This is a genomic window from Bacillus cereus group sp. RP32, assembly GCF_040459735.1.
GTDB lineage: Bacteria > Bacillota > Bacilli > Bacillales > Bacillaceae_G > Bacillus_A > Bacillus_A wiedmannii.
In genome coordinates, this window is record NZ_JARVHO010000001.1 from 2507652 (window position 1) to 2521791 (window position 14140).

Sequence of the window (14140 nt, forward strand, 5' to 3'; positions counted from 1 at the left end):
TAACAGAGAGCTGGTGGTTGGTGCGAACCAGTATAAAAACAAGAGCGAATTACAGTCCTAGAGCATCTTTTTCGTAGTAAAGATAGTATTGTCTTTATGAAGGGAAAGACGGTCAGATGATCGTTAACAATGAAGAGAGGTAGACGAAATAAGTCTACAACTAGGGTGGTACCGCGATAAATATCGTCCCTACTGATTGGATCAGTAGGGATTTTTTGTACAAAAAAGTGGGTTTTGATTGAGTTGATAGTGTCCTTATAGTAAGTATTCGTTTAAAATAAGAAGAGGTATCGATTCCACTTAAATTTTGTATAATTTATCAGTTCAGAAAATAGAGAATTTTTCATTCTCTTACTATACTTTTAAAACATTAGAGGAGGATTTCCAAATGGCAAATCATGAATTAGATCAATTACGTAAACAGGTAGATGAAATTAACTTACAACTATTACACCTTTTAAACAAACGTGGTGAAATCGTTCAAAAAATTGGGGAGCAAAAGCAAGTACAAGGTACGAAACGTTTTGATCCAGTACGTGAGCGTGAAGTACTGGATATGATCGCAGAGCATAACGAAGGACCATTCGAAACGTCAACAGTTCAACACATTTTCAAAACAATCTTCAAAGCTAGCTTAGAATTACAAGAAGATGATAACCGTAAAGCATTACTAGTATCACGTAAAAAGAAACAAGAAAATACAATCGTTAATGTAAAAGGTGAATTGATTGGAAACGGAACACAAACGTTCATCATGGGACCTTGTGCGGTAGAAAGCTTAGAGCAAGTTCGCCAAGTAGGGCAAGCGATGAAAGACCAAGGTCTAAAATTAATGCGCGGTGGTGCTTTCAAACCCAGAACATCTCCATACGATTTCCAAGGTTTAGGAGTAGAAGGATTACAAATTTTACGCCAAGTAGCAGATGAGTTCGACTTAGCGATCATTAGTGAAATCTTAAATCCGAACGATGTTGAAATGGCGCTAGACTACGTTGATGTCATTCAAGTTGGTGCACGTAACATGCAAAACTTCGATTTATTACGAGCTGTAGGTAAAGTTAACAAGCCAGTATTATTAAAACGTGGATTAGCAGCAACAATTGATGAGTTCATTAACGCAGCTGAGTACATCATTGCACAAGGTAACGACCAAATTATTCTATGTGAGCGTGGTATCCGCACATACGAAAGAGCGACACGTAACACACTAGACATTTCAGCAGTACCGATTTTAAAGAAAGAAACACATTTACCAGTAATCGTTGACGTAACGCATTCAACTGGACGCAGAGACTTATTATTACCAACAGCGAAAGCAGCGCTTGCAATTGGCGCAGATGCAGTAATGGCTGAAGTACACCCAGACCCAGCGGTTGCATTATCAGATTCTGCACAACAAATGGATATTCCAGAATTCCATAGATTCATGGATGAGTTAAAAGGTTTCAAAAATAAATTATCTTAATTCCATATCATATATGCGCTGAAGAGGAAACAGTAGTGCTTATCTCACTGTTAAAGAGAGCTGATGGTCGGTGTGAATCAGTACAAAGATAAGCGTGAATTACAGCCTTGGAGCATCTTTTCCGCCAACTTTTGGAGGGAAAGACGGTCAAACGATCGTTACAGAAGAAGAGAGGTAGACGATAATTGTCTACAACTAGGGTGGTACCGCGATAAACATCGTCCCTACTGAGCGCTCAGTAGGGACTTTTTTGTACAAAAAAATAGTAAAGGGGCAAGAGAAATGAGATACATTACAGCTGGAGAATCACATGGACCGCAGTTAACAGTTATTTTAGAAGGTGTACCAGCAGGTTTAACATTAACAGCGGAACATATTAATAAAGAATTATTAAGAAGACAAAAAGGGCACGGACGCGGAAGACGCATGCAAATAGAAACTGATACAGTTGAAATTGTAAGTGGTGTTCGTCATGGGATGACACTTGGCTCACCAATAACGTTAATCGTTAAAAATGATGATTTCAAACATTGGACGAAAGTAATGGGTGCAGAGCCAATTTCGGAAAAAGAAAGTAAAGATATGAAACGTACAATTACAAAACCACGTCCAGGACATGCAGATTTAAACGGTGCAATTAAATATGGACATCGTGATATAAGAAACGTATTAGAGCGCTCATCTGCAAGAGAAACGACAGTTCGTGTAGCTGCTGGTGCAGTTGCGAAACAAATTTTGAAAGAATTAGGCGTAGAAATTGCAGGGCATGTTCTTGAAATTGGTGGGGTACAAGCGAAACGAATTTCAAACTTACCAATAGAAGAAATTCAAACGATTACTGAAAATTCACCAGTTCGATGTTTAGATAAAGAAGTAGAACAAGAGATGATGGATGCGATAGATAACGCTAAAAGTAGTGGGGATTCAATCGGCGGTATTGTTGAAGTCATTGCAGAAGGTATGCCAATTGGTGTTGGTAGTTACGTTCATTACGATCGTAAATTAGATGCAAAACTTGCTGGTGCAATTATGAGTATTAATGCATTTAAAGGTGCTGAAATTGGCGTTGGTTTTGAAGCAGCAAGACAGCCAGGAAGTAAAGTACACGATGAAATATTATGGGATGAAGAAAATGGATACACGAGAAAAACGAATAATGCCGGCGGTTTAGAAGGCGGTATGACAACAGGAATGCCAATTGTCGTAAGAGGTGTTATGAAGCCAATACCTACATTATACAAACCGTTAGCAAGCGTTGATATTGATACGAAAGAAGCATTCCAAGCGAGTATTGAAAGATCTGATAGTTGTGCAGTACCAGCAGCAGGTGTAGTAGCTGAATCTGTTATAGCATGGGAACTTGCACATGCACTAGTCGAACAATTCGGAAAAGATCGTATGGATTTAATTCAGCAAAACATTACGCAACATAATAAATACGCAAAAGAATTTTAATAAAAAGGAGGTTTTAACATGCAAGTAAAAGATCAACTATCATCATTACAACCATATAAACCAGGTAAATCACCTGAACAAATGAAAGAAGTGTACGGAGATCATTCATTTGTGAAATTAGCATCAAATGAAAATCCATTCGGCTGCTCACCACGTGTTTTAGATGAGTTGCAAAAATCGTGGTTGGAACATGCTTTATATCCTGACGGAGGTGCTATAGCGCTTCGTCAAACAATTGCAAATAAGTTACATGTTCAAATGGAACAAATACTTTGCGGTAGTGGTTTAGATGAAGTCATTCAAATAATAAGCCGTGCAGTACTTAGAGCAGGAGATAACATCGTAACGGCTGGTGCAACATTCCCGCAGTACCGTCATCATGCAATTATTGAAGGTTGTGAAGTGAAAGAAATCCCTTTAAATAACGGTGTATACGATTTAGACGAAATTTCGTCAGCAATAAATAATAATACGAAAATCGTATGGATTTGTAATCCGAACAACCCGACAGGCACATATGTGAATGATCGAAAATTGACTCAATTTATTGAAAGTATTAGTGAAAATACGTTAATTGTCATTGATGAAGCGTACTATGAATACGTAACAGCAAAGGATTTCCCAGAGACATTACCGCTTTTAGAAAAACATAAAAACATTCTTGTACTTAGAACATTTTCTAAAGCGTACGGATTAGCTTCTTTCCGCGTTGGATATGCAATTGGACAGGAAGAGCTAATCGAGAAATTAAATGTCGTACGTTTGCCATTTAACGTATCTTCATTAGCGCAAAAAGCAGCGACGATTGCTTTTGGTGATGTCGAGTTTATTGAGGAAATAGTTCGTGTGAATACAGAGGGATTACAACAATACGAAAGCTTTTGTAAGGAAAATGAAATTCCGTTTTATCCATCGCAAACAAATTTCATCTTCTTGCCAGTTGAGAATGCTGGGGAGATTTATGAAGCTTGTGCACACGCAGGATTTATTATTCGTCCGTTCCCAAATGGTGTCCGTATTACAGTCGGAACAAGGGAGCAAAATGAAGGAGTGATTTCAGTGTTAAAACAACACTTTGAAAATAAAAAAAGAAAGTCTCGAGATGAGGGAAATGCGTAAAAAGGTAGTTTTAATTGGAACTGGTTTAATCGGAGGCTCTCTCGCATTAGCAATTAAGAAAGAGCACAATGTAACGATAACAGGTTATGATATATTTCAAGAACAAGTAGAGCGTGCAAAAGAATTACACGTAGTAGATGAAGTAGCAGTAGATTTACAGCATGCATGTGAAGAGGCGCATTTAATTGTGTTTGCTTCTCCTGTTGAAGAAACGAAGAAGTTATTACACAAATTAGCGTCATTTCATTTACGAGAAGATGTTATTGTAACAGATGTTGGTAGTACAAAAGGGACGATTATGAATGAAGCGGAAGCTTTATTTTCAAAGGAAGTTTCTTTCATTGGTGGACATCCGATGGCAGGTTCTCATAAAACGGGAGTTGAAAGTGCAAAAGCACATTTATTTGAAAATGCATTTTATATTTTAACGCCGATGAATCATGTGCCAAATGAACATGTGGAAGAACTAAAGCGTTGGTTACAAGGAACAGGGTCTCATTTTCTCGTTCTAAATACGGAGGAACATGATTATGTAACAGGGATCGTTAGTCATTTTCCGCATCTTATCGCAGCAGGATTAGTAAAGCAAGTGGAGAAACATGCAGGAGATAATCCGCTCATTCATCAATTAGCTGCCGGAGGGTTTAAAGACATTACACGTATCGCATCTAGTAGCCCAAAAATGTGGAGTGATATTGTTAAGCAAAATCGCGAGCATTTAATGGTATTATTAAAAGAGTGGATCTCTGAAATGGAAAATTTATATGATACAGTTTCGACCGGAGATGCAGGCGAGATTCAAAACTATTTTGCAGACGCGAAAGAATACCGTGACTCTTTACCAGTACGAAAGAGAGGGGCAATTCCTGCCTATCACGACTTATACGTCGATGTTTTAGATAAAGTAGGGGCATTGGCTCATATTACGAGTATTTTGGCACGTGAAGAAATTAGTATTACGAACTTGCAAATATTAGAAGCACGTGAAGGGTTGCTTGGGGTATTACGTATTAGCTTCCAAAGAGAAGAAGATCGTATGAAAGCAAAGCTAGCGCTTAGAGAAGAAAAATACCAAACTTATGAAACAATTTAAATGAGAAGGTGAAAACATGAAGGAAAGAACAATAGAACCTGTTAATAACGGATTAAATGGTATTATTACAATTCCAGGAGATAAATCCATTTCACACCGCGCTGTCATGTTCGGCGCGATTGCAGAAGGAAAAACAACAATTAAAGGTTTCTTGCCCGGTGCAGACTGTTTAAGTACAATTTCTTGCTTTAAAGAAATGGGAGTAGAAATCGTGCAAAATGGTGATGAAGTCACTGTAGTTGGTAAAGGATTAGAAGGTTTACAAGAACCGAAAGCTGTATTAGATGTTGGTAATTCTGGTACAACAATACGTTTAATGTCAGGAATTTTGGCAAATACACCATTTTTCTCTTGCGTACAAGGTGATGCATCTATCGCAAAAAGACCGATGAAACGTGTTACAAATCCATTAAAACAAATGGGTGCAAACATTGATGGCCGCGAAGAAGGGACGTTTACACCGTTAACAATACGTGGTGGAGATTTAAAAGCAATTGAATACACTTCACCTGTAGCGAGTGCGCAAGTAAAGTCAGCTATTTTACTTGCAGGTCTTCGTGCAGAAGGTGTAACAGCTGTTACAGAACCACATATTTCACGTGATCATACGGAAAGAATGCTTGAAGCATTTGGTGTTAACGTAACGCGCGAGGGAAAAACAGTGAAACTTGCAGGTGGACAGAAGTTAACAGCGACAGACGTTCAAGTACCAGGTGACGTATCATCAGCAGCATTTTTCTTAGTAGCAGGTGCAATTATTCCAAATAGTAAACTAGTATTACAAAATGTAGGAATGAACCCAACTCGTACAGGTATTATTGATGTTTTAGAGAAAATGGGTGCTACGTTTACTGTAGAGCCAATTAACGAAGGATCATCAGAACCAGCTGCAAACATTACGATTGAAACATCTTCATTAAAAGGAACTGAATTTGGCGGAGATATTATCCCAAGATTAATTGATGAAATTCCTGTTATCGCCTTAGCGGCAACGCAAGCAGAAGGGATTACAGTTATTAAAGACGCACACGAATTAAAAGTAAAAGAAACGAACCGTATTGATACAGTTGTTGCAGAGTTAACGAAACTAGGAGCTCGCATAGAAGCAACTGATGACGGGATGATTATTTACGGAAAATCAGCACTAAAAGGCAATACAGTAAATAGTTACGGTGATCACCGCATCGGAATGATGCTTGCAATTGCCGGCTGTCTAGCAGAAGGAAAAACAACAATTGAAGACGCAGAAGCAGTAGGCGTATCATATCCTACATTCTTCGAAGAACTTCAAAAGTTAGCAAAATAAAGTAATAAAAAGCAGATACGGGATGTATCTGCTTTTTATATTGGATTCGTGTCGTTAAGTCCATATAATTTCATTCACCGCACTGGAATATTTCGAATTATGGTACAATTCGAATAAGGAATGGAGGAGAAATATATGAACGTTATACGATTAAAGGAAGATAAATTTAGAGAAGTATTACGTTTATCAGAATACGCTTTTCAATATAAAGTTGATGAAGATCGATTGCATCAACAAATTACAAAAATGAAAGAAAGTCATGAAGTATACGGTATTATGGAAGGGGAGAACTTAGCAGCAAAACTACACCTTATTCCATTTCATATATACATAGGCAAAGAAAAGTTTAAAATGGGTGGCGTTGCAGGGGTAGCAACGTATCCAGAGTATAGAAGAAGCGGTTATGTGAAAGAATTGCTTCAACACTCACTTCAAACGATGAAAAAAGACGGATATACAGTATCGATGCTACATCCATTTGCCGTTTCATTTTACCGTAAATACGGTTGGGAACTTTGTGCGAATCTTCTCGTGTGTCATATGACAAAAAGTGATTTAGTTATGAAAAAACAAGTGAATGGTACGGTGAAACGTTTCAATAAAGAAAATCACCCGGAAGAGGTCGAGAAGCTTTATGAAACATTTGCAGAACGTTTTTTTGGTACGCTAGTTCGCAGTGAAAAGTGGTGGTTACAAGCTGTTTATGATGATTTAACATTAGCAATTTACTACGATCAAAATAAAACTGCAGCTGGCTATATATTATATAAAATAGAAAACTATAAAATGACAGTAGATGAATTTGTTCCACTGCATAATGAAGCACGAAATGGTCTGTGGAACTTTATTTGCCAGCATGATTCTATGATTAAAGATCTTGAAATGACAGTAAGTGAAAACGAACCGTTGTTATATACATTGCAAGAGCCACGTGTGAAGATAGAAATAAAACCATATTTTATGGGAAGAATTGTAGATGTGGAGCAGTTCTTAAAACAATATGAGTTGAATTGGAACAATGCACAGCAAGAAGTGATTTTACATATTATAGATTCATTTGCACCGTGGAATAACGTTACAGTGAGCCTTGCAAATCATGAAATAACAATTATAGAAGAAGAAATAAAGGATAAAGGAATTAGGCTAGATATAAATGCACTATCTACAATAATGTTTGGATACAAACGTCCGTTAGAACTTAATGAACTAGAATTAATTAGCGGAAGCGAAGAGGAAATACGAGCGTTTGAGGATATAGTTCCGGTACGAGAAGCATTTATTTATGATTTCTTTTAAAAAATAGGGCTGTCCAAAATCAAATTTGGGGACAGCTTTCTCTTTGGTTGTCGGTTTTTGTCGGTAAGTCGATATATTTTGAAAATCGCTGATATAATTAGATTTGCGCTGATATATTCTAATAATCGTTGATATGATTTTTTCACTAAAACGCAACCATACTTTGTCACGCACTTGACTTTTATTCCCTGTAATTTATAATTAAAAACGGAATGAATTTTCATTCCTGAAAATAGAGGTGGAAAAAATGGCTAAAAATAAACAAGAGGATATTTTTGATGCTGCGATGCAACTTTTCGCAGAGCGTGGTTACGATGGTACGACAATTCCAATGATCGCTGAAAAAGCAAAGGTCGGTGCGGGTACTATTTATCGCTACTTTGAAAATAAAGAGGCGCTTGTTAACTCGTTATTTTCAAAAAGTATGTTAGAGCTTTCTGAAATGATAAAAACGGATTTTCCTGTTGAAGCAAATATTCGTGAACAGTTTAGTCATACGTACAACCGTTTATTTGAATTTGCGAGAAACAATGTGGACGCTTTTTTGTTTACTAATTCTCACTGCGATAGTTATTTTCTTGACGAGCAGAGTAAGAAAATATTTGACGATTTTATAGGCTTCTTTATGAAGATTATTGAAGATGGAATCGCAAAAGGTTTTCTTCGTCCATTGCCTCCAGTTGCTTTAATTATTATTGTATATCAACCGCTAGAAAAACTAACGAAGGTAATTGCAACAGGGCAATTAGAATACTCAAAAGAATTAGTAAAAGAATTGGAAGAAAGTTCTTGGAACGCTATTAGAATCATTTGATTCTATAGCTAATAAGTATAGGAATGAATATTCATTCCTGGATATATTTAAAACATGAGAGTAGGAGAGGATATTTGTGTAACAAAAGGAATGAACGTTCATTCCAGAAAAGCTAGTTTAATAGAGTTTAAAAAATAATGTAATAGAATGATAGGAATGAACGTTCATTCCCTTTTAATTTTCAAAATGGGAGTTGATTAAAATGAGTAAGCTGAAAAATTGGAGAAGTTTATCTTTTCTATTATGGATAGTTATTACTATTACAATGATCGTAACGATGCCTAATATGGATAAATTAGTGAAAGAAAAAGGGCACATTACGATTCCTAATACAGAACAAAGTAGTATTGCTGACAAGATGATAAAAGAGATGGATAAAGACGGGACTGAAAAGTATGAAATTATAGCTGTTTTTAATAGTGGAAGTAAAATAGCTTTAACAACTGAGCAAAAAGAGGAAATCGTAAAAACAATCCATGCTTTACAAAATGAAAAAGAGCAATTAGGAATTAAGGAAGTTGTTTCACATTTAGATAATAAAGATTTGGAAAAACAATTGATATCTAAAGACAATACGACCATTTTAACGCAAATCTCTGTAGATAAAAAAAATGGTGAAATATCAAAAGTTGCAAATGGGCTTCATAAAAAAGTGCAAACGAAAGGGGTAAAAACGTACTTAACAGGAAGTGATTTAATAGCGGGTGATTTTCTTACTTCCTCTCAAGAGGGAGTGAAGAAGACAGAAGTTATTTCTATCATTTTCATTCTAGTTGTATTAATCATTGTATTTCGTTCACCAATTGTTCCAATTGTATCTCTTCTTACAGTGGGTGTGTCATATTTAGTTTCAATGGGGATTATTGCCCATCTAGTAGATCAATTTAATTTTCCGTTTTCTAACTTTACACAAGTGTTTGTAGTTGTTGTCCTGTTTGGAGTTGGAACAGACTATAACATTTTACTATATACAAGATTTAAAGAAGAATTAAGTAAACAAGAAAATGCATTTTTGGCTACGAAAGAAACGTTTAAATCAGCAGGGAAAACCGTTTTATATAGCGGGATAGCAGTACTAATCGGTTTTGCATCTCTTGCTTTAGCAAGTTTTAAATTATATCAATCTACTTCAGCAGTAGCAATTGGTGTCGCAGTATTATTACTCGTATTAACTACGTTAAATCCATTTTTCATGGTGCTTTTAGGAAAAGGAATGTTTTATCCAGTTAAAACATTTAAAGGTCATGAGGATAGTCGATTATGGGGATTTCTTGCGAAAAACTCAGTAGAAAGACCATTTGTCGCTTTAATCATTGTATTTGTGATATCGATTCCTTTTGTAATGAAATACTCTAACACACTAAATTACAATGATTTATTTGAAGTAGATAATAAATATGAATCGAAAATGGGGATTAACGTAATAGAAGAGCATTTTCCACCAGGTTTTTCTTCACCAAGTACGTTAGTCATTCAATCAGATAACAAGTTAGATGAGGCGAGTTCGCTTCAAACTTTAGACGAACTAACTGATAAGATTTTGAAAGTGAAAGGTGTTTCAGAAGTATATTCACCGACGCGTCCAACCGGTGAAAGGATAAAAGAACTATATATAAATAAACAAGCGGGAGAACTAAATACAGGATTAGGAGATGCCAATGGTGGTATAAAGGAAATTAATGATGGATTAACTACTGCGAAAGATAAAATGGGTAGTAAAGATTCAAATAGTCTTGCAAACGTTCAAAAATTAATTGATGGAACAACGGAAGCAAAAAATGGTGTAACAGCATTAGGAACAGCTTTAAATCAACTTTCAAATGGCATAAATGACGGAGCACAAGGTGCGCAGCAAATTGAGAGTGGGTTAACTTCAGTAAATGAAAATATTAGTGTATTATCTAATGCAACTTCACAACTTCATGCTGGTTATTCGCAGTTAGAAAAAGGTTTAAGTTCCTACGATCAATACTTCGGAAGTATTTCTCAAGCGATTGATGGTGCGAAAAAAGGCTATGAACAAATTGAAATGTTAATGACGAATTTCATTCAAACGAAACCAGAATTAGCAAATGATCCGAACATACTGCAAACGATAGGGATCGCTAAAGAGGCTCAAAAGCAATTAGGTGAGCTTTCAAATGAATTAAATAAATTAGCAACGCAACATAAAGCGGCATTGGGTTCATTTAAAGAAGCGAATCAAGCGTTATCGAAAGTGGATAACGGCTTAAAAGGCATGAGCGATGGAGTTACTAAGTTACAAAAAGGAGCAGCTGATCTTAAAAATGGATTAAATGAAGGTGCTACAGGTTCAAAACAAATTGCGAACAAGTCATCTGAGTTACAAACCGGATTAACAAAAATAAACGACGGGCAAGGTCAGCTATTAACCGGGCTGAAAGACTTGCAAGAACAGATGGGGCAATTACAATCAGGATTATCTAAAAGTACAGAAGGGCTTGAAAAGGTAAGTAACGGCCTAGGAGATGCTCAAAAATATTTAGGGGAACTAAATGAATCAAAAAGCTCTGAGAAATTTTATATCCCAAAAGAAGTGTTAGAGGGAGAAGCTTTCCAAAAAGCATTGAATACGTACATGTCACATGATAGAAAGACTGCTAAAATGACAATCATTTTAGACGTAAATCCATATTCAAAAGAAGCGATGCCAATCATTGAAGAAATTAATAAAACGATAGACGGTACGTTAAATGGTACAGAATTAAAATCGGCGAAAAAAGCAATCGGCGGCACAACAGCTAGAAACGTTGATTTAAAAGAAGTAACAGGCCAAGATTTCTTACATACAGCTACAATTATGTTAATTGGAATTGCGATTGTATTAATCATTATTACACGGTCATTTTTAAATACAATCTTTATTATTGGATCTTTAATATTAGCTTATTTTGCATCACTTGGCATAAGTGAACAAATTAGTACACACGTATTAAACGTAGAGTCATTAAGCTGGAATGTGCCATTCTTTAGTTTTATTATGATTGTCGCTTTAGGTGTGGATTATAGCATTTTCGTAATGATGCGATACAATGAGTTAGAAGGGGATCCCGCAACGAAAATTGTAAATGCATCTCGTCACATAGGAGGAGTTGTATTATCGGCGGCATTTATTTTAGGCGGTACATTTGCTGCATTAATCCCTTCAGGCGTATTGACGCTTATACAAGTAGCATCTGTTGTTGGTGTTGCACTGTTACTATTAGCGATAATTGTTATGCCAATATTATTACCTGCTTTAATAGGGTTAACAAGTAAAATAAAGAATTATACAAAGAAATTAAGCAAAAGAAAATAAGAAAAAAACCCCTTTTCAAAGGGGTTTTTTCTTATTTTATAAACTTGTCCATCACATCTTTATATTTTGCAAACTTTTCATCTTTCATTTCGCCATTTATTTGTATAGGAAGTGAGCGATAAACATTATGCTCCAATTATAAATATTTTCTTCAAAATAAAGGCTCCTTAAATTGTATAATGTGCTTCTATCATAATATTGTTTCGTTAAAAACATACATTTTATTCAAGGTAGAAAAGGGATGAATAGCAATCAACCGTTGCTATTCATCCCTTTTCTACTATATAATAGCTATAGTCTACAATAATTGAGTCGTAATATGCGATTTTTTAAGACAATCGGTGAGAAAACGCTGAAATAAGCGGTATTAGTAGGAGGACACAAATGATTACAGTAAGTAACGTTAGTTTGCGTTTCGCGGATCGCAAATTGTTTGAAGATGTTAACATAAAATTCACGCCAGGTAACTGCTACGGTTTAATCGGAGCAAACGGTGCGGGTAAATCAACATTTCTAAAGATTTTATCTGGAGAAATCGAACAATCAACAGGTGATATACATATTACGCCAGGTGAGCGTCTAGCAGTATTAAAACAGAACCACTTCGAATATGAAGAGTTCCCAGTATTAGAAACAGTAATTATGGGTCACACGCAACTTTATAAAGTAATGCAAGAGAAAAATGCCATTTACATGAAAGAAGACTTTAGTGATGAAGATGGTATGCGTGCTGCTGAACTTGAAGGTGAGTTCGCTGAGCTTAACGGTTGGGAAGCAGAATCAGAAGCTGCAATCCTTCTTAAAGGTTTAGGTATTGGTGAAGATGTTCATGATAAGAAATTGTCAGAATTAACTGGGGCAGAGAAAGTAAAAGTATTACTTGCTCAAGCATTATTCGGTAAACCTGACATTCTATTACTAGATGAGCCTACCAACCACTTGGACTTAAAAGCGATTCAATGGTTAGAAAACTTCTTAATGAACTTTGAAAATACAGTAATCGTTGTATCCCATGACCGTCACTTCTTAAATAAAGTTTGTACGCACATGGCTGATCTTGATTTCGGTAAAATTCAACTTTATGTTGGTAACTATGACTTCTGGTATGAGTCAAGCCAATTAGCTTTAAAATTAACACAAGATGCTAATAAGAAAAAAGAAGAGAAAGTAAAAGAGTTACAAAACTTCATTGCACGCTTTAGCTCAAACGCATCTAAAGCGAAACAAGCAACTTCTCGTAAAAAATTATTAGATAAAATTACATTAGATGATATTAGACCATCATCACGTCGTTACCCATTTGTTGGCTTTACACCTGAGCGTGAAATAGGAAATGACTTATTAACTGTTGAAGGTCTTTCTAAAACAATTGATGGTGAAAAAGTGTTAGATAATGTGTACTTCACTTTAAATAAAGGTGATAAAGTTGCATTTATCGGTCGTAACGATATTGCGATGACAACATTATTTAAAATCCTTATGGGTGAAATGGAGCCAGATAGCGGTTCATTCAAATGGGGCGTTACAACATCTCAATCTTACTTCCCAAGAGATAACTCTAAATACTTTGAGAACAGTGACTCCAACTTAGTTGATTGGTTACGCCAATTCTCTCCACAAGATGAGTCAGAAAGCTTCTTACGTGGTTTCTTAGGCCGTATGTTATTCTCAGGTGAAGAAGTTAAGAAGAAAGTTTCTGTATTATCTGGAGGCGAAAAAGTTCGTTGTATGCTATCTAAAATGATGTTAAGTGGTGCGAACGTAATCACACTTGACGATCCAACGAACCACTTAGACCTTGAGTCTATCACTGCATTAAACAACGGTTTAATCGCATTTAAAGGTACAATGTTATTCACATCTCATGACCATCAGTTCGTACAAACAATTGCAAACCGCATTATCGAAGTAACGCCAAACGGTGTAATCGATAAAGAGGCTACTTACGATGAGTTCTTAGAAAATGAAGAACTTCAAAAACAAGTAGAAGCAATGTACAAAGGTCAATAATAGATGATGAAAAACCTCGCTCTCTTTATGAGAGCGAGGTTTTTTTATAATCTTTTATTTTATGAATTGTGAATAATTATACAGAAATAACTTTAGAGAAGAAAAGACCTTTTGATGTTATATATAGAGAAAGGACTGTATTAAGAATAAACTTGAAATATATGAAGGAATTTAATATACACAGAAAAAAACAAATACTATCTATTGTGAATTTCATTATATTACATTAATGTTCCAGAACTGGAGACATATTTATTTGCGAA

At 35.7% G+C, this 14140-nt stretch carries 9 protein-coding genes and 2 other annotated features (1 of these 11 running past the window's edge); all 9 genes read left to right on the forward strand.

Going from position 1 to position 14140, the window contains the following annotated elements; genetic code table 11:
- Positions 1 to 194, forward strand: a binding site (T-box leader); it begins 42 nt to the left of the window's first position.
- A 194-nt stretch (positions 195 to 388) separates the two neighbouring features.
- The 9 genes from QCI46_RS12910 (at position 389) to QCI46_RS12950 (ending at position 13877) form a co-directional block, all read left to right on the forward strand.
- On the forward strand, positions 389 to 1465 hold the full coding sequence (locus QCI46_RS12910) for a bifunctional 3-deoxy-7-phosphoheptulonate synthase/chorismate mutase (protein ID WP_001273578.1): 1077 nt from the start codon (positions 389 to 391) through the stop codon (positions 1463 to 1465).
- 9 nt (positions 1466 to 1474) lie between these two features.
- Positions 1475 to 1694, forward strand: a binding site (T-box leader).
- 53 nt (positions 1695 to 1747) lie between these two features.
- Positions 1748 to 2920 (forward strand): chorismate synthase, encoded by a 1173-nt coding sequence (gene aroC, locus QCI46_RS12915; RefSeq protein ID WP_048560705.1) that lies wholly within the window; start codon positions 1748 to 1750, stop codon positions 2918 to 2920.
- Positions 2921 to 2938: 18 nt separating this feature from the next.
- The gene (hisC, locus tag QCI46_RS12920; RefSeq protein WP_353840448.1) at positions 2939 to 4039 is read left to right on the forward strand and encodes a histidinol-phosphate transaminase; all 1101 of its coding nucleotides are present in this window, start codon (positions 2939 to 2941) and stop codon (positions 4037 to 4039) included.
- Positions 4032 to 5132: a prephenate dehydrogenase gene (tyrA, locus tag QCI46_RS12925; protein WP_353840449.1), complete on the forward strand. Its 1101-nt coding sequence runs from the start codon at positions 4032 to 4034 to the stop codon at positions 5130 to 5132. Before hisC ends, tyrA begins: the two co-directional genes overlap by 8 nt.
- A gap of 16 nt (positions 5133 to 5148) precedes the next feature.
- Positions 5149 to 6438 carry a 3-phosphoshikimate 1-carboxyvinyltransferase gene (gene aroA / locus QCI46_RS12930; protein WP_353840450.1) on the forward strand — a complete coding sequence of 430 codons (1290 nt, stop codon included), beginning with the start codon at positions 5149 to 5151 and terminating at the stop codon, positions 6436 to 6438.
- Between the two features lie 135 nt (positions 6439 to 6573).
- Positions 6574 to 7734, forward strand: a complete 1161-nt coding sequence (locus tag QCI46_RS12935; RefSeq protein WP_353840451.1) for a GNAT family N-acetyltransferase — start codon at positions 6574 to 6576, stop codon at positions 7732 to 7734.
- A gap of 247 nt (positions 7735 to 7981) precedes the next feature.
- Positions 7982 to 8548, forward strand: a complete 567-nt coding sequence (locus QCI46_RS12940; RefSeq protein ID WP_147787714.1) for a TetR/AcrR family transcriptional regulator — start codon at positions 7982 to 7984, stop codon at positions 8546 to 8548.
- A gap of 202 nt (positions 8549 to 8750) precedes the next feature.
- Positions 8751 to 11867 (forward strand): MMPL family transporter, encoded by a 3117-nt coding sequence (locus QCI46_RS12945; RefSeq protein ID WP_353840452.1) that lies wholly within the window; start codon positions 8751 to 8753, stop codon positions 11865 to 11867.
- Between the two features lie 384 nt (positions 11868 to 12251).
- Complete coding sequence (locus tag QCI46_RS12950; protein ID WP_000633870.1) at positions 12252 to 13877, forward strand: ABC-F family ATP-binding cassette domain-containing protein; 1626 nt, start codon at positions 12252 to 12254, stop codon at positions 13875 to 13877.
- Positions 13878 to 14140: the final 263 nt, after the last annotated feature.